This is a genomic window from Mycobacterium asiaticum DSM 44297, assembly GCF_000613245.1.
Classification (GTDB): Bacteria; Actinomycetota; Actinomycetes; order Mycobacteriales; family Mycobacteriaceae; genus Mycobacterium; species Mycobacterium asiaticum.
Genome location: NZ_HG964939.1, coordinates 83,879 through 106,879 on the forward strand (window position 1 = coordinate 83,879; position 23,001 = coordinate 106,879).

General features: G+C 65.2%; 22 protein-coding genes. 16 read left to right on the plus strand and 6 right to left on the minus strand.

The genetic code is table 11. The features are described 5' to 3' along the window. Positions 1–20: 20 nt before the first annotated feature. The 3 genes from rsmA to BN972_RS24430 form a co-directional block, all read right to left on the minus strand. The gene (gene rsmA / locus BN972_RS24420) at positions 21–956 is read right to left on the minus strand and encodes a 16S rRNA (adenine(1518)-N(6)/adenine(1519)-N(6))-dimethyltransferase RsmA (protein WP_390176236.1); all 936 of its coding nucleotides are present in this window, start codon (positions 954–956) and stop codon (positions 21–23) included. After that, positions 929–2,056, minus strand: a complete 1,128-nt coding sequence (locus BN972_RS24425) for a resuscitation-promoting factor (protein ID WP_036364151.1) — start codon at positions 2,054–2,056, stop codon at positions 929–931. Before BN972_RS24425 ends, rsmA begins: the two co-directional genes overlap by 28 nt. 202 nt (positions 2,057–2,258) lie before the next feature. Beyond that, positions 2,259–3,116 carry a TatD family hydrolase gene (locus BN972_RS24430; protein WP_080697170.1) on the minus strand — a complete coding sequence of 286 codons (858 nt, stop codon included), beginning with the start codon at positions 3,114–3,116 and terminating at the stop codon, positions 2,259–2,261. A 58-nt stretch (positions 3,117–3,174) separates the two neighbouring features. Between BN972_RS24430 and metG the strand changes: the two genes are divergently transcribed. The 3 genes from metG (at position 3,175) to BN972_RS24445 (ending at position 6,176) form a co-directional block, all read left to right on the plus strand. Beyond that, positions 3,175–4,737 carry a methionine--tRNA ligase gene (gene metG / locus BN972_RS24435; protein WP_036364153.1) on the plus strand — a complete coding sequence of 521 codons (1,563 nt, stop codon included), beginning with the start codon at positions 3,175–3,177 and terminating at the stop codon, positions 4,735–4,737. Between the two features lie 307 nt (positions 4,738–5,044). Continuing rightward, positions 5,045–5,410, plus strand: coding sequence for a PAS domain-containing protein (locus tag BN972_RS24440; RefSeq protein ID WP_051545788.1), 366 nt, complete (start codon positions 5,045–5,047; stop codon positions 5,408–5,410). 214 nt (positions 5,411–5,624) lie between these two features. Beyond that, entirely contained in the window at positions 5,625–6,176 is a 552-nt protein-coding gene (locus BN972_RS24445) for a DapH/DapD/GlmU-related protein (protein WP_036365743.1), read from the plus strand. A gap of 3 nt (positions 6,177–6,179) precedes the next feature. On the opposite strand, the gene BN972_RS24450 is transcribed toward BN972_RS24445, so the two are convergent. Together BN972_RS24450 and BN972_RS24455 are read right to left on the minus strand one after the other, a co-directional pair. Continuing rightward, positions 6,180–6,887 (minus strand): TetR/AcrR family transcriptional regulator, encoded by a 708-nt coding sequence (locus BN972_RS24450; RefSeq protein ID WP_036364159.1) that lies wholly within the window; start codon positions 6,885–6,887, stop codon positions 6,180–6,182. 141 nt (positions 6,888–7,028) lie between these two features. Next, positions 7,029–7,706, minus strand: coding sequence for a TetR/AcrR family transcriptional regulator (locus BN972_RS24455; RefSeq protein WP_036364162.1), 678 nt, complete (start codon positions 7,704–7,706; stop codon positions 7,029–7,031). 405 nt (positions 7,707–8,111) lie between these two features. Between BN972_RS24455 and BN972_RS24460 the strand changes: the two genes are divergently transcribed. The 12 genes from BN972_RS24460 to BN972_RS24515 all read left to right on the plus strand — a co-directional run bounded on the left by BN972_RS24460 (position 8,112) and on the right by BN972_RS24515 (position 21,398). Then, a complete protein-coding gene (locus BN972_RS24460; RefSeq protein ID WP_036364164.1) occupies positions 8,112–8,411 on the plus strand; it encodes a PE family protein in 300 nt (99 codons plus the stop codon). Positions 8,412–8,426: 15 nt separating this feature from the next. Then, entirely contained in the window at positions 8,427–9,596 is a 1,170-nt protein-coding gene (locus BN972_RS24465; protein ID WP_036364167.1) for a PPE family protein, read from the plus strand. Positions 9,597–9,912: 316 nt separating this feature from the next. Continuing rightward, positions 9,913–10,710, plus strand: coding sequence for a glycosyltransferase family protein (locus tag BN972_RS24470; protein ID WP_036364169.1), 798 nt, complete (start codon positions 9,913–9,915; stop codon positions 10,708–10,710). Further along, entirely contained in the window at positions 10,707–11,336 is a 630-nt protein-coding gene (locus tag BN972_RS24475) for a PIG-L deacetylase family protein (RefSeq protein ID WP_315968811.1), read from the plus strand. The genes BN972_RS24470 and BN972_RS24475 overlap by 4 nt, the downstream gene beginning before the upstream one ends. A gap of 93 nt (positions 11,337–11,429) precedes the next feature. Continuing rightward, complete coding sequence (gene rfbC, locus BN972_RS24480) at positions 11,430–11,969, plus strand: dTDP-4-dehydrorhamnose 3,5-epimerase (protein WP_036364172.1); 540 nt, start codon at positions 11,430–11,432, stop codon at positions 11,967–11,969. A gap of 35 nt (positions 11,970–12,004) precedes the next feature. Further along, complete coding sequence (locus BN972_RS24485) at positions 12,005–12,856, plus strand: WecB/TagA/CpsF family glycosyltransferase (protein WP_235192578.1); 852 nt, start codon at positions 12,005–12,007, stop codon at positions 12,854–12,856. A 17-nt stretch (positions 12,857–12,873) separates the two neighbouring features. Then, on the plus strand, positions 12,874–14,364 hold the full coding sequence (locus tag BN972_RS24490; protein WP_036365748.1) for a sugar transferase: 1,491 nt from the start codon (positions 12,874–12,876) through the stop codon (positions 14,362–14,364). Positions 14,365–14,415: 51 nt separating this feature from the next. Further along, the gene (locus BN972_RS24495; RefSeq protein WP_036365751.1) at positions 14,416–15,888 is read left to right on the plus strand and encodes a flippase; all 1,473 of its coding nucleotides are present in this window, start codon (positions 14,416–14,418) and stop codon (positions 15,886–15,888) included. After that, complete coding sequence (locus BN972_RS24500; protein WP_036364175.1) at positions 15,885–17,900, plus strand: glycosyltransferase; 2,016 nt, start codon at positions 15,885–15,887, stop codon at positions 17,898–17,900. Before BN972_RS24495 ends, BN972_RS24500 begins: the two co-directional genes overlap by 4 nt. Positions 17,901–17,959: 59 nt before the next feature. Then, complete coding sequence (locus tag BN972_RS24505) at positions 17,960–19,210, plus strand: class I SAM-dependent methyltransferase (RefSeq protein WP_036364178.1); 1,251 nt, start codon at positions 17,960–17,962, stop codon at positions 19,208–19,210. Further along, on the plus strand, positions 19,210–20,316 hold the full coding sequence (locus BN972_RS24510) for a class I SAM-dependent methyltransferase (protein ID WP_036364181.1): 1,107 nt from the start codon (positions 19,210–19,212) through the stop codon (positions 20,314–20,316). Before BN972_RS24505 ends, BN972_RS24510 begins: the two co-directional genes overlap by 1 nt. 11 nt (positions 20,317–20,327) lie before the next feature. After that, positions 20,328–21,398 (plus strand): glycosyltransferase family 4 protein, encoded by a 1,071-nt coding sequence (locus tag BN972_RS24515; RefSeq protein WP_200869771.1) that lies wholly within the window; start codon positions 20,328–20,330, stop codon positions 21,396–21,398. Positions 21,399–21,405: 7 nt separating this feature from the next. Here the strand turns inward: BN972_RS24515 and BN972_RS24520 are convergent, their stop codons facing one another. Continuing rightward, complete coding sequence (locus BN972_RS24520; RefSeq protein WP_036364183.1) at positions 21,406–21,588, minus strand: hypothetical protein; 183 nt, start codon at positions 21,586–21,588, stop codon at positions 21,406–21,408. Positions 21,589–21,812: 224 nt separating this feature from the next. Between BN972_RS24520 and BN972_RS24525 the strand changes: the two genes are divergently transcribed. Continuing rightward, the gene (locus BN972_RS24525) at positions 21,813–22,955 is read left to right on the plus strand and encodes a DNA sulfur modification protein DndB (RefSeq protein WP_036364185.1); all 1,143 of its coding nucleotides are present in this window, start codon (positions 21,813–21,815) and stop codon (positions 22,953–22,955) included. Positions 22,956–23,001 lie beyond the last annotated feature (46 nt).

Here is a 23,001-nt window from a genome sequence, read left to right on the forward strand (position 1 = left end):
CGCCGCACATCGGAGCGGGCTCAGCCAGCCGGAAGCGGGGCCGGGCTGGGGCCGTTCCCGCCGGCGCCGTCGGGCGTTTCGGAACGCTGCAGCAGTCGCACGAAGTCCTCGATCGACAAGGTCTCTCCGCGCCGGGCGGGGTCGATGCTGGCCGCCAGCAACCGATTCGCGGATTCGTTCCCCGATCCCGCCCACCCGATGAACGCATTGCGACTCGTCTTGCGCCGCTGCGCGAAAGCGATGTCCACCAGCTCGAAGACCCGTTTGCGAAACGTTTCATCGGTGGGCCAGGGCGCGGCCTCGTACCGGTCGATGCGTACCAGCCCCGAATAGACGCGCGGGATGGGCCAGAAGACAGTGGGCGGCACCGTGCCACAGCGCCGCACCCGACCGAAGAAGTTCACCTTGACGCTGGGCACGCCGTACTCCTTACCGCCGGGCTCGGCGGCCAGGCGTTCGGCGACCTCGGCTTGCACCATCACGGTCACCACGCGAATGGAGGGGAACTCGGCGAGCAGATGCAGCAGGGCCGGAACGGCCACGTTGTAGGGCAGATTGGCCACCACCGCAGTGGGCTCGGAGGTCAGATCCTGCCTGCGCAGCGTGAGGACGTCGCGGTTGACGACAATGAGCCGCTCGACTTCGCTGCTGGAGTGCTCCGCGACCGTCTGCGGCAAGCGGGCCGCCAGGACGGGGTCGATCTCGACGGCGACGACCGCCGCCCCGCGCTGCAGCAACGCCAAGGTCAACGAGCCCAAGCCGGGTCCGACTTCCAGCACGGTGTCTGACTTGCCGACGCCGGAGGCGTCGACCACCCGTCGCACCGTGTTGGCGTCATGCACGAAGTTCTGGCCGAGCGACTTACGCGGTCGCAGGTCGAGCTCTTTGGCCAACCGCCTGATCTCGGTGCGCCCGAGCAGCCGGATGGTCAGCGCGTACCTGCCCGTCCGCTGCACACTGGCCAGGCGCCCCAGCCCTGACGGGACCGAGTTACCTCGGCGACCGCGATCTGCTCTTCGCGGGTGGCTAGGTCGGCGCGCGGGGCATAGCGCAGCCCGCCGTTGGCTTCCCAGGTCCCCTGGTCGAACTGCACGCCGCCGTAATACCCGTTGCCGGTGTTGATCCCCCAGTTTCCGCCGGCCTCGCACCCGGCGATGGCGTCCCACACGCCGCCGTCGCTGACCGGCGGCACCTCGGTGCCCGGCTTGGCGCCCACTCGCACCACCGCTTCCCGGGCCGGTTCGACCACGGTGTTGGAGATCGGCAGCCGGCCTGTCTCGACGCCGTTGACCTGAGCCACCGCGAATGTGACGTCCTGGACGCCCGGAGCGCCCGGGTCCTCCACGATCTCGCGGCTCATGTTCATCTCGGGGTCCTCGATGCGGCGCGCCGGGGGCGGCAGCGGCATCCGCTCGGTGACCCGCTCGATGCGGTTACGGGTCACGCGGATTTCCATCCCGTCGACGATGGGAGCGGTGGCGGCCGGTTCCACCTCGTCACTGTCGACCAGCGGCGCCCCTGCGGCGGCCAGCAACTCGGCGACGTTCGCCGCCGGCAAATGCACCGTCCGCACCGCGCCGGCGTCGTTGAGCTGAACGGTCTTGGCACTCACGACCGGCAGGGCCATGCCCGCCAGCGGCACCCGGCTGGCGCGAGAAGCTGCGGCCGGCGCCGTGTCGGTCATCGCGAGTTGGGTCAGCGCCTCGTCAACGGTCGACGCGGTGGTCCAGACCTGGTGGGCGTTCTGGCCGTCGAGCGAGATCTGCAGCGGTCGGCTACGCCGCAGCACGATGTTTGCGGCGTCGGAGACCGAGGCGTCTGCGGCCGGGAAGAGGTCGTCGCGCTGGTCGACGGAGAACCCGTTTTCCTCAACGATGTCGATGACCCGCGACTTCATCGTCGCGACTTGCATGGAGGTCCCGTCGACGGTCAGCGTCACCGTCTTGGACGCGGATACCGCATACCCTCCAGCGAATGCCAGTGCCAATAGCAAGGCGCCCAGTACCAGGCGCAACAACGGCGATTCAGTTTGATGAAGTTTAGTAAGCAGTCTCAATGTCTATTCCAAGTCCAAGTCTGTCTCGACCCACTACAACCCTCAGCAGCAACACCTCAGAACGAGCTTTCGACCATATTCAGCTGAAATGACGAAATGGGCCCAGAGGCCCACCCGTTCGATCACAAGACGGTAACGAACCGTCCAATGCTGAGCAACTCGGGGATGTCCGTGTAACGGCCGAGCGAGGGCCGACCAGGGTTTACTCCGTCGGCCCGATTTCCAGCCCATAATTGCGACAGGCGTTGCTCGTCGTTATTTCCGCCAATTCCTCGGGACGGCGATTTAGCAGCTCAGCGATGGCGCGGACGGTATAAGGCAGGCAGTAGGATTCGTTCGCTGCGCCGCGGTAGGGGTGCGGAGTCAGAAATGGTGCGTCGGTTTCCACCAAAAGTTGCGTGATCGGTATCAGCGGAACGGCTTCGCGCAGGTCGCGCGCGTTTCGAAAGCTCACCGTCCCGGACAGGCTGAGCAACCACCCTGCCTCGGCGCAAGTGCGAGCCATCTCACTTCCGGACGAGAAACAGTGAAAGATCACTGTCTCGGGCGCGCCCTCCGCGCGCAGCACATCCAGCACCTCTCGGTCGGCCTCTCGGTTATGAATCATCAGCGGCTTGCCGGTGCGCTTGGCCAGGTCGATGTGCCACGCGAAGGCCTCGCGTTGCACGTCGGGCGACGCGCAGCCCTCCAACCGGCCCGGCCAATACATGTCCATGCCGGTTTCGCCGACCGCGACCACCCGCGGGTGGGCCACCAACCGTTCGATCTCGCTGCGGGCGGCATCAGTGAGGGCATCGGTTCGGGTCGGGTGCAACGCCACCGCGCCATAGACTCGCGGGTCCCACTGAACCGCCTGCTGAACCCAGCGCGCCGAATCCAGGTCGTCGGCGATGGTGACGACGGCGGCCACGCCGACCGCGGCCGCCCGATCAGCAATGGCACGGACACCCTCGGCGTCGGACGCTCCGCACGCGTCCAGGTGGGTGTGGGCGTCGATCAACGGCGACAATGGCTCCGGGGCGGGCGGCGCTTCTCGTCGGCCAGACCGGTTGGAGCTCACGCGCTCACGATATGTCCACACGCGCGGGCCGGCGCCACCCCACTAGGGTTGGTTCCCGATGAGTCCACCGGCGCCCTATTACGTGACCACCGCGATCGCCTATCCCAACGGCGCACCGCACATGGGTCACGCGTACGAATACATCGCCACCGATGCGATCGCGCGATTCAAACGACTCGACGGGTTCGACGTGCGGTTCCTGACGGGAACCGACGAACATGGGCTCAAGGTTGCGCAGGCCGCGGCCGCCGCCGGGATCCCGACCGCGCAGCTGGCGCGGAGCAACTCCGATGTGTTCCAACGCATGCAGGAGAAGCTCAACATCTCCTTCGATCGGTTCATCCGCACCACCGACGCCGATCATCACGCGGCGTCGCAGGAGATCTGGCGTCGCATGGAGGCCGCTGGCGATATCTATCTGGACAACTACGCCGGGTGGTACTCCGTGCGGGACGAGCGGTTCTTCGTCGAGTCGGAGACCCAGCTGCTCGAGGACGGGTCCCGGATCGCGGTCGAGACCGGCACTCCGGTGACGTGGACCGAGGAGCAGACCTACTTCTTCCGGCTGTCGGAGTATGCCGACAAGCTGTTGGCGCACTATCGGGACAACCCCGAGTTCATCGCGCCGGAGACCCGCCGCAACGAGGTCATCAGCTTCGTTTCGGGTGGGCTGGACAACCTTTCCATTTCGCGCACGTCGTTCGACTGGGGCGTGCAGGTGCCCGGGCACCCCGACCACATCATGTACGTCTGGGTCGACGCGCTGACCAACTATCTGACCGGTGCGGGATTTCCCGACACCGGCTCGCAGTTGTACACCAGGTACTGGCCGGCCGATCTGCACATGATCGGCAAGGACATCATCCGTTTCCACGCCGTGTATTGGCCGGCGTTTCTGATGTCGGCCGGAATCGATTTGCCGCGAAGGGTTTTCGCGCACGGCTTCCTGCACAACCGTGGTGAGAAGATGAGCAAGTCGGTGGGCAACATCGTCGACCCGGTGGCCCTGGTCGACACGTTCGGTGCGGATCAGGTGCGCTACTTCCTGCTGCGGGAGATCCCGTTCGGACAGGACGGCGCCTACAGCGACGAGTCGATCATCACCCGGGTCAACACCGACCTGGCCAACGAGCTCGGGAACCTGGCCCAGCGGTCGTTGTCGATGGTGGCCAAGAACCTGGACGGGGTGGTGCCCGAACCCGGGGAGTTCATCGACGCCGACAGCGAGTTGCTGGCGACCGCCGACGGCTTGCTGGAACGAGTACGCGGACACTTCGACGTCCAGGCGATGCATCTGGCGCTCGAGGCGATCTGGCTGATGCTCGGCGACGCGAACAAGTATTTCTCGGCGCAGCAGCCCTGGGTGCTGCGCAAGAGCGAGTCGCAAGACGACCAGGACAGGTTCCGGACCACCCTCTACGTGACGTGCGAGGTGGTCCGCATCGCAGCGTTGCTGGTGCAACCGGTGATGCCGGAATCCGCCGGCAAGTTGCTCGATCTGCTTGGGCAGGGCGCGGATCAGCGGACGTTCGCCGCCGTTGCGGCGCGGCTGGCGCCCGGTACGGCGTTGCCGGCTCCGGTGGGAGTGTTCCCGCGCTATCAGGCCCCCGAAGCCGAGTGAGCGGAACACAGTGACGCGAACGAGGCGAGCATCCAACCCCGAAGCCGAGTGAGCGGAACACAGTGACGCGAACGAGGCGAGCATCCAACCCCGAAGCCGAGTGAGCGGAACACAGTGACGCGAACGAGGCGAGCATCCAACCCCGAAGCCGAGTGAGCGGAACGCAGTGACGCGAACGAGGCGAGCATCCGGCCCCGAAGCCGAGTGAGCGGAACGCGTTGAACGCGAGCGTGTTCGCGTAATTTCGGTGATAGGCCATAATCGGGCTGTGGAACGAAGACGGAATCGGCAACCAGCCCAGTCGCCGATGACCACCTTGAAGCAACTGCCCGCGCTGGTGGTCCTCGAGCGAATACCGGTTCCGGTCCTCGCGATCGCGGACGACGGCAGCATCCTGTTCACCAATTCGGCGTTCGCTCAAATGGTGGGCTGCGACCCCGAAGAGGTTCTTGCGCTGCGGTTTCACGAAATCTTCCACCAGGCACCGGAAGAGGAATCCTCGCTGCTGTCCTTCGTGCACGCTCTGGCAAACATGGTCGTCGAGTTGGCCCACAAGGACGGATCGGTGGTCCGAGCGTTGATGAGTAGGTCCGCCGTCATGCGCGCTGACGACAAGTTCGCCCTCGCCGCGTTTCAGGATCTGACCGAACAACTTTGGGAAGAAGAGCGCTGAGGCCGGTATTAGGGCCCCGATAGCGCGGTGATCATTCTCACCGGCTTTGAATGTTTAATGTGCCGCCGTGGCGGGTACCAGGTCTCATCCGGAGGCGCCGACGAGACCTATCGACTCCGCGAGCAGGTTTCGTCCGACTCCACTTCCTATGAATTCCCGCGAACCACAAGTATTGGTATAGGCTAGTTTTAATACTTGTTGTATGGTTTTACGGGTGATCAGGACTCGCAACGACTTGGAGTCGTACCTCGCTGCTGACTTGCATGCTCAAGGCTTAGACCGATGGCGGCATCGCTACCGGATCATGCATCGCGCCCCCTACTTCCAGCGGATGCTGCGCAAGACGGAGTACTGGACGAACACCGCGCGAACGCCGGCCGGTCGCTTCGTGGCCGCGTACCTGCGACTGCGGCTCAAATTCCTGGGTGAGCGACTCGGATTCGGCATACCGCTCAACGCATTCGGGCCCGGCCTGTCCGTCGCGCACGTCGGTTGGGTCCACGTCCATCACCGGGCCCGAATCGGCGCGAACTGCCGGATACACCAAGGGGTGACCATCGGCGAGGGCCGTCCCGGCGAGTACCCCACCATCGGCGACGACGTCTTCATTTTCCCGGGCGCCATGGTGCTCGGCGTCGATGTGGGAAGCCGCGTGGGCATTTATGCGGGAGCCGTCGTCACCAAACCGGTGCCCGACGACGTCGACGTCGGCGGCGTTCCGGCCCGGATCGTCAAGGACCGCCGTCGCCGCGCCGTCAGTGCCTAGTAGCTAGCTTTCCGCTGGTCCGGCAGCGGCAGCCGCCGGCGCGGCGGATCGGGAGTGGCGAAGAACCTCACGCGCCAGAAACTGCCGGAAGTACGGCAGCGACGTCTCGGCCGCGATGCCCGGCAGCAGCAGCATCCACAGCTGACTCAGCCGCTCGTTGAGCTCCTCGATAATGCCTTCGCCGCTGCGGATGCGCGACATCGAGATCGAAAGCAATCGCGACCCGAACATCGCCCCCACGATCGACTCGCTGAGCCGTTCGGCGTCGATGTCCTCGCGCAGATCGCCCTCCGCGATGGCGCGACTGGCCTGCACGGTCATCTCCGAGATCCAGGCTGCGCAGCAGCGAGAGGCCGCGTCGTTGAATCCGGCCAGTGCGGCAATCAACTGCTCGGCCGCGCGAGCGGTCTTGTCCGACGTCAGCACCTGGGCGATGGCGAAGGTCCCGTGAATCATGTTCTCGAGGGCGGGCGACGCTGAGCCGCACACGCTGCGAAAGGCGCCGACGAGCACCTCGGCGCCCTCGTCGATGATGTCGGAAGCGAGCGCTTCTTTGGAATCGAAGTGGTGGTAGAGCGCACCTTTGGTCATGCCGGTCCGCTCGATGATCGTGCCCCAGCCAGCGGCCGCGTATCCCACCTCACCGAAAACATCAATCGCGGCGTCGAGAATCTTCCGTCGGGTTACCTCGGACCGCACCTGGCGCGCCATCGCTCTCCCGCACCTCCACAATGATGTCGAACCGGTTAAGTCCGGAGCGCCGTGAATCGTTCTTCCTGGTCAGCCGGTCAAGATTAGCAGCCACTCTTACCGGGTTTTCGATCGTGCGTGCCAAACGCCGCATCACATCGCTCAGCCGGCGGTAGCCGTGGCTGCCAGCGAATTGACCGCCAAGGTGGTGCGCCGCCTGATGAACTGCTTGAAGTAGTCGAGTCGATCGGGTTGCAGGATGCCCGCCAGCACCAGCATGCAGTTCTTCTCGAGGTCCAGCAGGTACCGCTGCGGGTCATCCAGGTCGCTGGTCTGCCGCAGCCCCATGTACATCGAGACGATGAGCCGCCCGATGTCGCGCGGGTCCCATCCTTCTACGACGTCGCCCTCAGCGATCGCGCGCTTCACCACATCGGCCAGCATGTCCGTCCAGCCACCCAACAGCTGGGCCTGCAGCCCTTCGGTTCGGCCGACCGATTCGATGAGGTGGGACGCCGCTCGGGCCACGTCCTGACTGATCTCTCGCACCGCAGCCAGGTAGCAGAAGTCGATCAAGGTCTCCAGCCCTGAGAGCTGACGCGCCAAGAGATCCTCGACGGCTGCTCGTCCTTCTTCCCTGTGTTGCTCGATGATCGCTACCGCCAGCGCGTGCTTGGAGCGGAAGTGGAAGTACATCGCGCCTTTGGTCAACGTGGCTTCGGCAAGAATGTCGTCCAGTCCGACGTCGTGGTAGGCGCGGCGCGCAAATTGATGTGCTGCGGCCCGCAGAATCTGTTGCCGGGTGGTGTCTGCTCGTCCGTCCGTCGTTTCAGTCGACATATGACCCGCGGGGATCGTCGGATCGCGCCTCGAGGCAACGACCGTTTCTTCGAGCGATCACCTTCACCATCGCGATGCCTTCCTCACAGGTGGCCGGTTCGTCAGGTGGTAAAGCAGTCACCGTTGTGTCCGACGCACTATTTGTGCGCCACCTGTGAGGTTATCAAGCCAAGACCCAACCTGGGACTCTCCACGCCAATCTGACCGCATCCAGGTCCTCAAAAATACTCCATGTCGCTCTCAGCACTTGGCATCGTTCTAAAAGTATGTATAGTGGCCTATCAAGGGGAGTTGCGGTTTGGGCGTGGGATTGGCGGGGGCTTCAACGGGTCTGAAGCTTCCACCCCGGGCTCAAGTTGGGACCGCAGCACCCGACAGGCAGTCGTTCGGGTAGGGGGAGGCTCCATGTCGTTTGTCATCACTCAGCCAGAAGCCTTGGCTACGTCGGCCAACACTTTGCAGGGCATCGGCATTTCGGTCAGCACCGAAGGCGCCGCAGCGGCAATTCCGACGACGGCCGTTGCGCCGGCCGCCGCGGACGAAGTATCCGCGCTCACCGCAATGCAGTTCGCGGCTCATGGCCAGCTCTATCAGGCCGTCAGCGCTCAAGCCGCGGCAATCCACGAGATGTTCGTCGAGGTAATGCGCGTCAGCGCGGGGTCCTATGCCGCCACCGAAGCCGCCAACGCGGCTACGGCCGGCTGACGGGCGGAGCGTGCAATGGATTTCGGCGCATTACCACCAGAGATCAACTCTGCGCGGATGTACAGCGGCGCGGGCGCCGGCCCGCTGCTGAGTGCGTCCTTCGCGTGGGACGGGTTGGCTACCGAACTGCGAGCGGCGGCCTCTGCTTATGACGCCGTGATCGCCGGCCTGACCAGCGGGCCGTGGCTCGGACCGGCGGCGATTTCCGCGGTGTCGGCGGCCACGCCTTACGCGGTCTGGATGAGCGCCACGGCCACCCAGGCCGAGGAAGCCGCAGACCAGGCCAGGGCCGCCGTCGCCGCCTATGAAGCGGCATACGCTATGACGGTGCCACCCGGTGTGGTCGCTGCCAACAGGGTTTTGCTGGCGACGATGGTGGCAACGAACTTCTTCGGTCAGAACTCGCCCGCGATCGCTGCGATCGAGGCCCACTACAGCGAGATGTGGGCCCAGGATGCCGCGGCGATGTACGGCTATGCAGCGGGTTCCGCGTCGGCCTCGGCGCTGACGCCGTTCCAGGCGCCGCCCCAGGTCACCAATCCCGCGGGCACAGCCGCGCAGGCCGCAGCGGTGTCGCAAGCCACCGGCGAGGCCGCGGCAACGCAGTCAAAGCTGGCTTCGCTGGTCAACTCGCTGCCCACGGCGCTGCGGGACATGTCGACACCGGCCTCGCTGACCGGCGCACCCACTGCGGCGACGACCGCGATCCCGTTCGGTTCGTCCTCCGGGGACATGGCGAACTACATGAACATCGCCACCATGCCGCTGTTTGCCCTGAGCAGCCTGTTAAGCATCGCTCAGACCATGCAGGGCATGGCGGCAACCGCTGCTCAGCAGGCTGCCGAGGCTGCCGTCGGCGCCGCCGAGGCGGCCGCCGGTGCAGCGGCCAGTGGCGCCGAGGCGGCCGGCGCGGGTGTACTCGGCGCCATGGGCCAAGCGGCCAGCTTGGGTTCGCTGTCGGTCCCGGCGAGTTGGACCAGCGTGATCCCCACCGCCCACCTCACCGGCATCAGTTCCGCGCTGCCGGGCGGCGCGGGCGCCAACGGCGTGGCTGGTTTGCCACCCGGCTTGGTGGGCGGAATGCCGCGCGGCGTGGCGAGTCAGGGCCCTGGCCCGGGCCCTCGCTACGGCTTGGTTCCGACAGTGATGGCCCAGCCGCCATCGGCCGGATACGGCACGGTCTGAGCTGGGCCGATGGCACCGCTCGGGTTCGCAATGTCCAACGCGAGGCGCGTGGTTGGCAGCGCTTGGCATGCAACCAATCAACGCCGCCGGCGATCGCTGCAACACGCGGTCGGCCCAAAATGCCGCAACGACCGCGTTCCATGCACTGGCCATACTCAAAGTCATGATTTGCGCTTGCTTACATACGGTAGGTACGTATAATGGATGGTGGGCAAAGGTTGAGTTTTAGTTCAACCGGCGGCTAGGGAGAACCGCTGATCGGCGGTTCGTCCAGGGGGAATCGACAAATTGTGTTCGGCCTAAAGGGGGGCTTGCAATGAAGGTCGTACTGTTTTGTGGCGGATACGGCATGCGGATGCGCAGCGCCGATGGCGACCTGGTACCCAAACCGCTGCAGATGGTCGGCCCGCGACCGCTGCTGTGGCATGTGATGCGCTACTACGCGCATTACGGGCACAAGGAGTTCATCCTCTGCCTTGGCTACGGCCAGGCTCTGGTCAAGGAGTTCTTCGTCAACTACCGCGAGACCGAGTCCAACGACTTCGTCATGAGGGGTGGCGAAGTCGAGTTGCTGGACTCCGACATGTCCGACTGGACCGTCACCTTCGTCGACACCGGCCTGGAATCGCCCATTGGCGAGCGGCTGCGCCGAGTGCGCAAGTACCTCGGTGACGACGAATACTTCCTGGCGAACTACGCGGACGTACTGACGGACGCGCCGCTGGACACCATGATCGAGCGGTTCCACGCCAGCGGCGCCGCAGCGTCAATGCTTGTGGTGCCGCCGCAGTCCTCGTTTCACTGCGTCGACGTAGGGTCCGACGGCGATATCAAAGAGATCGCCCCGATCGCCAAGTTCCCCATCTGGGTCAACGGCGGTTACTTCGTGCTGCGCCAGGACGTCATCGACCTGATCCCGGAAAACGGCGACCTGGTCGGCGATGCCTGCATGGCGCTGGCCGGTACCGGACGGCTCCTGGGCTACGAGCACCACGGCTTCTGGAAGCCGGCCGACACATTCAAGGAGCGCGCCGAACTCGACGCCGACTACAACCGGGGCATCCGCCCGTGGGCGGCCTGGGAAGCGGCACAGCAAACCGCGCAGTCGGCATGAACCCGCTGATCTTCGGCGACGACATCCAGTCGGTCGCCGTCATTGGTGCTCACTGTGACGACATCCTCATCGGCGCCGGCGCGACGCTGGCGCAGGTCGCGGGCGAACGTTCCGATGTCGTCATCCACGCGCTGGTGCTGACCGGCGCCGGAACCGAACGCGAGATCGAGGAAAAAGGCGCCTTCGCGGCGTTCTTCCCGCAGGCGGACGTTCGGTTGACGGTGGCTGATCTACCCGACGGGCGCCTGCCCGAGCATTGGGGCGCGGTCAAGCGACAACTCGCCGAATTTCGTCGTGGTTGTGAACCCGACCTGGTGATCGGCCCCCAGCGCGACGACTACCACCAGGACCATCGCTTACTCGGCAAGCTCATCCCGACGGAGTTTCGCGCGCATCTGGTGCTGGGCTACGAGATTCTCAAGTGGGAGTCGGATTTGCCGAATCCCACACTGTACGTGCCGATCCCGGACGAGGCGGCTCACCGCAAGGCACGGCTCCTTGAGCAGTGCTACCCGTCTCAGACCGGACGGGACTGGTTCGACGAAGAGACGTTCTTGGGCCTGATGCGGGTCCGGGGGTGCAGAGCAGGTCGCGGTACGCCGAGGCTTTTGTGCTGGAAAAAGTAGTGCTGAGTCAGATCGCTTGCGACTCAAGCCCGTAGCGCAACGTCCAATCGCAGTCGAATGCGAATCACAAGAGGGGATAACAGGGGGATCCGCATGAAATACACACCCACGCAGGTCGCGGGCGTGACGATCATCGACATCGAGCCGCACCGGGACCACCGCGGGTTTTTCAGCCGGATTTTCTGCGCCGCGGAATTCGCCCAGCATGGGCTGATTCCCGAGGTCGCACAGACCAGCATTTGCTTCAACCAAACCCGCGGCACGGTGCGCGGCCTGCACCGCCAGGTACCACCACACGCCGAGGCCAAGCTGGTGCGCTGCATCCGCGGTGCCATTGCCGACGTTGCCGTGGACGTCCGGCCGGAATCACCGACATACGGCAAGCACGTGATGGTCGAGCTCAGTGCCGACAACCGCCGCGCCCTGTTCTTGCCGCCCTATGTGGCGCACGGCTTTCAGACACTGACCGACGACACCGAGATCCTCTATCAGATCAGCGGCCCCTACCAACCGGGCAGTGAAGAAAACTTCCGCTGGAATGAGCCGATGTTCGGCATCGAGTGGCCGCTTCCGGTCACAGTGATCTCCGAAAAGGACGCCAGCTGGCCGCTTTTGAGGGGCGAGGCATCATGACCAGCAGCAGCGAAGAACGTCTCGGGTGAATCGACATGGCCCACGACACGCTGCCTGCAGCCGCCGTACGCATGGTCGTCAGCGGCAGCATCGTCGAGCGGTGTGACACCGAAGAGGTGTTAGCGCTGATCGATTCCCACCTCCGTTCCGGTTCGGATCGCGGTTTGGCGGTGGGATCGGTCAACCTCGATCACCTGCACCACTTCCGAACGGCGGGTGCCGCTCCCAGCGGCATGCTGGAATGGCTGCTGCTGGCCGACGGGATGCCGATCGCATGGCGGGGTCAACTGCTGACCTCCAAGCCATGGCCTCGGGTTACCGGAGCCGATCTGCTTCCAGCGGTATTGGCACTGGCCGAGGCGAACCGCCAGCGGGTCGGATTCTTCGGCGGCAGTAGCCGAACCCATCAGCTGCTGTCCCGGCACCTCGAGGAGCACTATCCAGCGCTGACCGTCTCGGGAATGTGGGCGCCTCCCCCGGACGATGTCGAATCCCGTTCTGACGCATTGTGTTCGGCGATCCACGCGGCGCGCACCGACATCCTCGTGGTGAGCCTGGGCAAGCCGCGCCAAGAGTTGTGGGTCGACCGGTACGGGCATGCGACGGGCGCACGAGTCTTCCTGCCGTCGGGCGGCGCCATCGATTTTCTCGCCGGCATGACCCGCCGGGCGCCACGCTGGATGCAGCGGATCGGACTGGAGTGGTTTTACCGGCTGACCCGCGAACCACGCCGATTGGCCCGGCGCTACCTGTTGCAGGGTCCCCTGGCGCTGGTGCGCGCGGCACGCGCACAGCTGATCTGTTACCCCGGCGCCTATTACACCGGCGCGGGCATCCGGACTCATGTCGAAACCTCCGGCACTGCAAGGGAAGCGGCGTCCGCATGAGCGAGGGAGCGGCCAGCATGACAGCCACACTGCACGCCCACACCAGCCTGTCACCCGTCGTCCGCAGTCCGGGCAGCGGCACCATTCCACGCTGGCAGCAGAGGTACTCCGCACGGCTACGGATCACCGACTCGATAATCGTCTGTGCGGCAATCATGCTTGCGCAATTGGTCCGATTTGGCGACTCCCCTAATATGTCCGGCTATCCGGGGCCAGTGATGACGCTGTTCTCCTGCCTGTTCGCGGTGCTGTGGCTGTCGTCGATATCGGTGTTCCACACTCGTTCGCCCCGCATCATCGGCGCCGGCATCGACGAGTACCGACGCATCGCCAGCGCATCGTTCTCCGTGTTCGGCATCATCGCGATGGTCACCCTGCTCGCCAAGATCGAGCTTGCCCGTGGCTACCTCGCCGTTGCCCTTCCGGTGGGCACCCTGGGCCTGCTGGCCAGCCGCAACCTGTGGCGAAAGTACGTGTGGCACCGGCGTGCACAGGGCCATTACCAGACGATGGTCCTGGCCATCGGGGACCGATCCGGAGTCGCTCACCTGGCGTATGAGCTGATCCGCAGCCCGAAAGACGGGTATGTCGTCGTCGGCGTGTGCATCCCGGGGTACGGGCCGCGGCGCGGCGAGAGCCTCACCGTTCAGGACCGCGAGATCCCGATCCTCGGTGACGAAACCAGCGCGGTGGCGGCACTAGAGGAGTGCGGCGCCGACACCGTCGCGGTGACGCGTACCGAACACTTCGGCGTCCACGGGATCCGTGAGTTGATGTGGCAACTCGAGACCCTCGATGTCGATTTGGTGGTGTCACCGGGCGTCATGGACGTGGCCGGCGCCCGGTTGACCATGCGGCCCATTGCGGGTTTTCCGCTGCTCCACGTCGACAAGCCGCAATACGAAGGCACCCAACGTATTCAGAAGCGTGCCTTCGACTTCTGCTTCGCTCTGTTCGCCCTCGTCGTAACGGCGCCGCTCCTCCTCGCCGCCGCCGCAGCAATCAGGATGACCAGCAAGGGACCGATCTTCTATCGCGCCGAGCGGATCGGTTTGGACGGTCAACCGTTCACCATGCTGAAGTTCCGCACCATGGTCGAAAACGCCGATCAGCAAATCGAAAGCCTATTGCCGTTGAACCAGGGCGCCGGGATGCTGTTCAAGATTCACCGGGACCCTCGGGTCACACCGGTCGGCCGCATCCTGCGCCGTTACAGCATCGACGAGCTACCGCAGTTCATCAACGTACTCAAGCGGGACATGAGTGTGGTGGGCCCGCGACCGCCCCTGCGGCGGGAAGTGGAGAACTATGACGGTGAGGTCAAGCGGCGGCTGCTGGTCAAGCCGGGGGTCACCGGCCTGTGGCAGGTGAGCGGCCGATCCGACCTGTCCTGGGAGGACTCGGTCCGCCTCGACCTGTCCTACGTCGACAACTGGTCCATGGCAGGCGATCTCGTGATCATCGCCCGCACCCTCAAAGCGGTGTTGGCCAGTGACGGGGCGTACTAGATGAAGGGCGGCACCGTGACCGAGGCTGCTGGGGATGCTGCGGTGGCCGGGATCTCCCAGGCCCCGCAGTCCTCGGCAGCGCCTGCGCCAGCGGCTGAAGTACCGCAAGCGCGGATCGCGCACGCCTTCTCGATCCAATTGATTTGCCGTGCACTGGGGATGCTGGCTTCGGTGGTGTCGGTGGCGATGACCGCCCGCTACCTGGGACCGGGCCGCTACGGCCAGCTCATGGTGGCGGTGGCCTTCATCGGCATGTGGACCAGCATGACCGATCTCGGTATCAGCACCGTGATCGTACGGCGCGTGACCTCTGGGCGTGGCGAGCTGGAGCGGCTGGTCCGGGTCAATAGTGGTCTTTCCCTTGTGTATTGCGTCCCACTGGCGGTCATCGCGGCCGCCACCGGGTGGCTCATCTATCGCGACGTTGACGTTCGCGTGATGTTGGTGGTGTTGTCCGGCCAGCTGCTGATGCTGACGATGCGAACCCGGTTCGAGCCGGTATTCTTATCCACTGTCCGCTTCGCCGCGGTGGCCATCTCCGATGTCGCCGGCCGGCTGGGCACCCTGGCCATGGTCAGCTGGCTGGTGGCAACGCGCGAAGACGTGATCTGGTTCGCGGTCGCACAACTGATCCCACCCGCAGTGCAGTTGCTAATCCAGGGCGCGGCCGCGGCACGGCACATCAAGCTGCGTCCGGTCTTCTCGGCGAGCGAGTCCATGCACCTGTTGCGGGAAAGCCTTCCGCTCATGGGCGTCGCGGTGCTGGGGATCCTTTATTGGCGCGCCGACGGCGTGATCCTATCGCTGCTGAGCCCCCACGCCGAAGTGGGCGTTTACGGGTTGGCCTACACCATCGCATTCAATACTGAGGCGCTGTCGGTGTTCTTCCAGAAGTCGACGCTGTCCACGGCCACCGCGCTCTATTCCCGCGATATCGATGCCTACGTCGGATTCTTGCGCCGCAGTGTGGAATTGATGTTCTTTATCGCCCTCCCGGTTGCCGTGGTCGGCTCGATGCTGGCCGCACCACTTATCGACTTGTTCGGCGACAGCGACTTCGTGACTCGCGGCGCACCGACATTGGCGCTGCTCCTCATCGCAGCGTCCCTGCGGTTCGTCACCGGAACCCTGGGGCAAGGCCTGTTCGCCAGCCACGAACAGCGGTTCTTCTTCCGATTGTTCGTGGCCACGTTGGTCGTCAACGTCGTGCTGAATCTGGCTCTGGACAGTCGGTTCGGTGCCGTCGGGGCCGGCATCGCCCTAGTGTGCACCGAGCTGTTCGGTATGGCGCTGGCGAGCTGGCGACTGGGCAGCCGCTGCGGTTACCGCACCCCGGCGAAGTTCCTGCTGTGGTTGCTGGTGCCAACGGCAGCCTGTGCCGGGGTGGTGTTGCTGTTGACGGGTGCCCAGGTCGTGCTCGTGCTGGCCGCCGCGGCGACAACGTATCTGGCCGTCAACATGGTGATCGGCCCGGTCAAATGGTCGATGTTGACTTCACTGTTCGGAAGACAGGTGTTGCCATGACAACCGAGTTGGATCGCGCGTATCTGAAACCGCCGACGGCAGAGCCGGTTCCGCTGGGCCTTGAGCGTCCGCTGTCGGCGCTGATCGTGACCTACAAGAGCCACGACCTGGTGGAGCAGTGCCTGGCCAGTCTCGCCGAATACGCGCCCGAACTGCCGGTCTACGTCTACGAGAACAGCGGCGATACGTACCCCGGACGGGAGGAGCTGGCCGCCCGTCACCCGGATGTGCATTGGGTGCTGGGGCCGGTGAACCTGGGCTTCGGCGGAGCGTTCAACGCTTTGGTGGCACACACCCCCGCCGATACGGACCTGCTGCTGCTCAACGCCGATACGCGGCTGAAGGGGCCGCTGACGCGGACCCGGCGACTGCTGCACCGGCCCGGTGTGGCCGCCGTGTCACCGCTGATCCAGGACATCGGGGCGCCCGGTCCGCAACGGTGGGACATCGCTACGCGTCGCCGCACCCTGACTCGCGCGCTGGTGGCCGCCGCCGGCTACTCCGACCGCCTGCGGGGAACGCCGATCTCACACCTGTATCGCAGGCAGCCAGCCGAATCCGAAAGCATCGACGGGTACGTGGCCGGAATCTGTCTGGCCATCAACCGCGAGGCGTGGAATCAGATCGGCGGTTTCGACGAGGAGTTTTTTCTCTACGGTGAGGAAACCGATTGGCAGGAACGGGCTACCGCGGCCGGTTGGCGCATTCTGCTGGCCGACGAACTCGACGTCGACCACGGCAACCCGACGCCCCCTCAGAGCGCCGGTGATCCGGTCTCGGTGCACGGCGCAGAGGTCTCCACTGTCGAACGGTTCCGCAACCGGGATCTGCTGCGCGCCAACATTGCTCTGCTGCTGGAACGCCGCGACAGCGTGCACCACGCCGATGCCTACCTGGCGGGCACCGCCCTGTTGGACCGCGTGCAGCGATCCAAACGCGCGGTGCGCAACCGCGCCATCGAAGCGCGTCGCACCGACAAACCACCGATCGTGATTACCACCAATCGTCTGGTCTACGGGGGCGCGGAACGGCAGAAGGCGCTGTTGGCGGCGGAACTGGACCGTCGCGGTTACCCCGTCACCATCGTGTGCATGCAGCGGTTCGGGCCGTTGATCAAGGAGATTCCACACAGCGTGCGGGTGGTGCGTCAGCCGTGGTGGGCACCCATGGTAGATCTACCCGCCGGACCGGCCGTGCTGATCAGCGGCGACACCAACACCGAGACCGGGTTCGCCACGCTGTGGCGAGCGGCATCTGCAGACCGGCGCTGGCTGGTTGCCCCACATGTGCCGCCTGCCGAGGACGGGCCAATCTATTCACGTCCGCTGACCACAGCCATGCGCCGGGCGGACGGCTTCATCGTGCTAGCGCAACGGCATTGGGAGATGCTGACTCCGCATCACCGGCTGAGCGGGCAACCCTTCGTGGCGCCCAATGGCGTCGCCTGTAGTGATGAACCGCCACAACGCGTGCGGGTTGCCGGAGCGCCACCGCACCTGGTGATGTTGTCCCGCATCGTCGAGCACAAGAATCCCGACCTGCTGATCGATGCGTTGGCCGGTCTGACCGATCTGCCCTGGCGGCTCTCGATTTTCGGTGACGGACCGGACCGCGCGAAGCTCGAAGCCCGCACCCCGCAGTCGCTGCGCGATCGAGTTCAGTGGCACGGCTGGTCACACGGCCCCGGCCCGGCTCTGGCCGACGCCGATCTGCTCTGTGTGCCAAGCCGTTCGGAGGCCTTCCCGCTGGTGATCCTGGAAGCCATGGCGCGTGGCGTGCCGGTTGCCGCATCGGGCATCTGCGCCGTCCCGGAGATGCTGGATTTCGGCAACTGCGGGTTTGTAGTCGAACCGGTCTCGGTGGCGGCCTGGCGGAGCCGGTTGGCCGAAATCCTGGCCGAACCCGACGGGCTGCCCGAGATCGGACGCCGCGGGTTCGAGCGGATGCAAAAGCATTACACGGTCACGGCCATGACCGACGCGTATCTCGACGCGATCGGCGCGGTGATGTGACACCACCGCACAGCCTCGCGAACCCAACCCTTCCCACCCAACGACGAATCGAGAACCACATGATCTGCCGCTTATGCGACTCGGACCGCATGCTCAGCGTCTTGGACCTGGGCGCCACACCACCCTGCGAGAAAATTCTCGCCGCCGCGGAACTCGACCTGCCCGAGCCCACTTACCCGCTGCACCTGCGGCTGTGCGAGGACTGCCTGCTGCTGCAGATACCCGCGCTGATCACACCCGAGGAAACATTCACCGAATACGCCTACTATTCCTCGTATTCCGACAGTTGGGTCCAGCATGCGGAGACCTTCGTCGAGCAGGCGGCGAAGCGGCTCGGGCTGGGAACCGACTCGTTCGTGGTGGAAGTCGCCAGCAACGACGGCTACCTCCTGCAACACGCGGTGGCCAGGGGGATTCCCTGCCTGGGAATCGAACCGTCACTGAATGTCGGTGCGGCAGCGGCCGATCGGGGAGTGCCGACCGTCTCGGAGTTCCTCGACCAGCAGGTGGCACAGCGGGTGCGCACCGAGCACGGCCCGGCGAACCTGGTGGTGGCCAACAACGTATACGCACACATACCCGACCTGCGCGGCTTTACCCAGTCGCTGCGCGGTCTGCTCGCTGACGACGGCTGGTTGAGCATCGAAGTGCACCACGCCCTGAACCTGGTCAGCCTCGGGCAATTCGACACGATCTACCACGAGCACTTCCAGTACTACACCGTCTACTCGGCGATCAACGCCCTTGCCAGCGCGGGCCTGGCCGTCGTCGACGTGGAGTTGCTGTCCACCCACGGCGGATCGATCCGCGTCTGGGCCCGCCCGATCGAGGTGGCCGGCGCACCGTCGGCGCGAGTGACCAACATCCTTCGCATCGAAGAGGCGGCCGGCCTACACCGTCCGGAGGGCTACCTGAAGCTGCGCCAGCGAACCGAGCAGGCGCGCCATGATCTGCTGCGCTTCCTGCTCAAATGCAAGGCCGAGGGAAAGCGCGTCGTCGGTTACGGCGCCCCCGGCAAGGGCAATACCTTGCTCAACTACTGCGGGATCCGCAGCGACCTCCTCGAGTACACGGTAGACCGGAATCCCTATAAGCATGGGCATTTCACACCCGGCACCCGCATCCCGATTCACGACCCGGAGGTCATCGCCCGCGACCGACCGGACGTGGTGCTGGTGCTGCCCTGGAACCTGGAATCCGAGCTCACCGAGCAACTCAGCTACGTCACCGAGTGGGGCGGTCAGATCGTCTATCCCCTGCCGACCCTGCATATGGCACGCAAGGCCAAGACGACTGCGGCGGTCCGTTGATGACCGCCCGCGGCTGCCGGGGCTGCGGCGGCATCGAGTTGCACCGGGTGCTCGATCTGGGGAAAGCGCCCGCGGCCGACCACTTTCCGTTCGCGAGCGATCCGATCAGCCCCGAGGAATCGGCGCATCCGTTGGCGATGGATCTCTGCATTGGTTGCGGCCTGGCACAACTGGCCGACGACGACACGGTGACCGAGGAGCCGCGCGGCATCGAACCGCAAGCGCTGCGGGATCAGGCCGCCGACGCCGTACGGCAAGTCGCCGAAGCAGGTTGGCTGCGTGGGAACACGGTTCGCGAGTTCGGTAGCCCGCACGGCGGGACGTGGTTACCCTTACTTGCCGAACGCGGGTTTTCCGAAGCCATCGGAGCTGGAGAAGTCGCCGACGTGGTGCTCGACTGTTTCGGCATCACCCACGACCCGCATCAGCGGTCTGGTTTCGAGCAGCGCGCGAAGGTCACCGCGCCCGACGGCGTGTTGCTGATTCAATTCCCGTCCTTGATGACGATGGTGAGCGAAGGACAGTGGACTGCCTTGCGCCACGGCCACTTCGCCTACTACTCGTTGACGGCGCTGGTCAATCTACTTGCCGCCGTGGGGATGAGTGTGGCCACCGCATGGGAGTTCGATCTGTACGCCGGAACCATTCTGGTAGCTGCCGTACACGGCCACGTGGAGCCCGACGAGCGCGTGCGGGAGATCTTGTCCCGGGAGAGCCATTTCGGCGTGACCGATGCGCTCGTGCTGCAGCGCCTGCAGCGTGCCGTCGACAGCCACGCCGCGCAGCTGCGCGATTGGCTTGTGCTGCAGGCGGATACCAACCGCACGGTTTACGGCTACGGCGCCGGCTCGCGGGTGCCCGCCTTGCTGAACATCGCAAAGGTGGACCGGCAGCTGTTGGCGGGGATCGCCGACGCCTCGCCGGGCAAACAGGGCCGCAGGATTCCGGGCACCGACATCCCGATCATCTCCCCCGAGCAGTTGACCAGCGCAGACCCCGACCGCGTGCTGCTGACCCTGCCGGACCTGTTCGGTGAGGTACGCCGCGCCTACCCCCAATTCGAGGGCCGCTGGTGGGTAGATTACGGCCCCAGCGGAAACGGATAACCATGGTGCGGGTGCTCTGGCTTTCGCCATGGCTGCGGCCGCTCGCGCGCGTGCAGGCCGAGGTGATGCGCCGCCTCGGGGCCGAGGTGCTGCTGGTGACCTCCGACCAGCACCCGGAATCCGACACCGCCCGTGACTACGAACTCGTGCTCGACCCACGGTTCCGCACGGCGGCCACCTGGCCGGACAGCTTCGCCGCTTGGCGCCGCGTCCGCGCCTACCGACCCGACGTCGTGGTCACCGAGTTGGTGCGCGACCCGCGCTGGATCGCGTTGGCCGGCAGCGCACCCCGGATTCAGCTGATACACGACGACCGTCCCCATGACGCCGCCGAACAGCGACCGTCCTACGAACTCGCAGTATTCGACCGCTGGGGTGCCCGCTCGGCGGCCACCGTCACCTACAGCGACTACGTTGCCGCACGCGTCGCCGATCGCCGGGATGTGGCTGGCACCCCCGTGCATGTCGCGCCGTTGACCAGTGACCTGGACCCGGCGCTGGTTCCGGCGCCCGTCGCGGCCGAGGCCCGGCGCGATTTCGTCATGGTGGGCCGGCTGAACCCGTACAAGAACCTGGACGTGGTGCTGCGGGCCTGGCAACGCCACGTCGACGGGTCCGGTTGGCGCGGTGACAATTTGGTGCTCATCGGCGATGGGTCGGTGGATAGCGGACGCCTACCGCCCCACACCCACTGGCGCTCGGGACGGTATCGGTACAGCGAAGTCGTGGGCACCCTGGGCCGGGCCAAGGGTTCGGTCGCCCACTACCGTCGCGCCTCGCAGAGCGGGGTCCAGGTGCTCTCGATGCAGCTGGGCGTGACTCCGATCGTGTCGAGCGTCGGCGGCCTGCTTGAATACCAGCCACCAGGGTGTCCCCCGGTGGGCGTCGACGACATCGCCGGGCTGGCAGCCACTTTCGACGAACTTGCTGACCCCGCCCGGGCGGCCCGCCACGGTGCCACCGCAGCAAAGCATTACACGCAGCGCTTCGCCGTCGGGCACGCAGCGGCACGCTTGCTGGAGGTGATCGACGGTGTCCTGGCGGGCGATGCCGCGCTGGTCGCGGCATCGTCGGCTCTATGACCGCCGGTTACGGCGAGTCATCGTCCTCGGTCGCGAACAGCTTCTCAGGATGATGGAAGGTGTTGACTCGGGGTTGTCCGTGAACCGGCAAAGTACCTTCTAACGAAATGGCCGTCATTACCACCACCACCCTGTAGAAGAAGCTGTCGCCTCGGCCGGACGGGAGTGCGGTGCCGATCGCGTTGCTCATCTGCGCCGGCGTTCGGCAGGGCCGAGGCGTCGGCCGACGGCGTTGTCGGGGGACGCCCTGGCGGTACGTGGAGATTTTGGTCGCCAGAACCTTTTTGACAGCCACGTAATTCCGACGTACCATCGGCTTCTATCGGCGACGTACCGCAGCCGGTAAGCGACCGAAGCCACGTACCTGTGGCGCACGATGAACACTATATTTAGGAGAAGTACCAAGTGAAACGCATGATTATTGAGCCCGTCATCGAGAGCCACGACCTCGACCACGTCGTCTACGACGGCGTGGTCACGGCCGGGGACATTCGGTGGATGGTGGAGCATGACCTGCTTGAGGTCGACCCGGACCGCCAGCGGGGGAAGAACTCGGTCACGAAGAAGCAGGTGCTGAAGAACGCCAAGGTTGACCGGTGGGCCCGCGACCTGATCGAGAACAAGGCGGTCTTCGGGCAGCTGACGTTGAACTTCCGGCCGGAAGAATCGAACGTCTACTACGACGAGACCGCGGGCCAGTTCGTGATCGAGGACGGCAGGGCCACCGCCCCGGATTCGGTTCACCGGATTCTGTCCATCGTCGAAGCGGCGGGTTCGGCCGCGAAGGGCTCCACCTTCGACCTGAACCGGAAGTTCTCGGTCCGGATCTGGACCGTGCCCGCCGAGACCGAGAACGAGATCTTCTACTGGATGAACCAGGAGGGCGACAAGGCTGATGCCACCCGCTCCAAGTACCTGGCCCAGCGCAACACCGGCCAAAAGATCGCCCGGGCCGTCATCCAGCAGTCGCCCCTGCTGACCGAAAAAAACGTCGAGACCGTCAGCAACACGCTGGCGAAGAAGAACCCGCGGCTGGTGGCGTTCAACACCCTGGCGGTGGCGTTCGAGGATGCCTGGGCCGATATCCCCGAGGCGGATATCGACAAGGTTGTCAGCTGGTTCGTTGGGTACTGGAAGAAGTTGGCCGACCTGCGGCCCGAACTTCGTCCGGTCTCCAGCTACACCGACCGGCAGAAGTACCGCTCGGGGTCGCTGGCGGCATGGGCGATCGCCATCCACGGCTACGTCCGCCTCGCGCGCACCTTCTACGACAAGAAACTCAGCCTCAACCTGCTGGACGGATTGAACAACAAGGTCAAGGTCAAGAAGGGCGAGGGTAAGGACGAGGTCGAGGTCGAGGTCGACTTCTTCGCGTTCGACAACCCGCTCTGGGCTGACAACGCCGTGCTCGTCACCAAGGTCAGCAAGGACGGCAAGGTCACTAACGCGGTCCCGAACACTCGCGACACGCGCCGCACGATGCACGTGCTGATGGCCGAGTACATCGGCGTCGGAGAAGCCGAGAAGGCGGCCACCAATCCGGTCACCGCGGCCTAACGTCAGTCCGACCGAAAGAGGGCCCCTTCGGGGGCCCTCTTTCGGT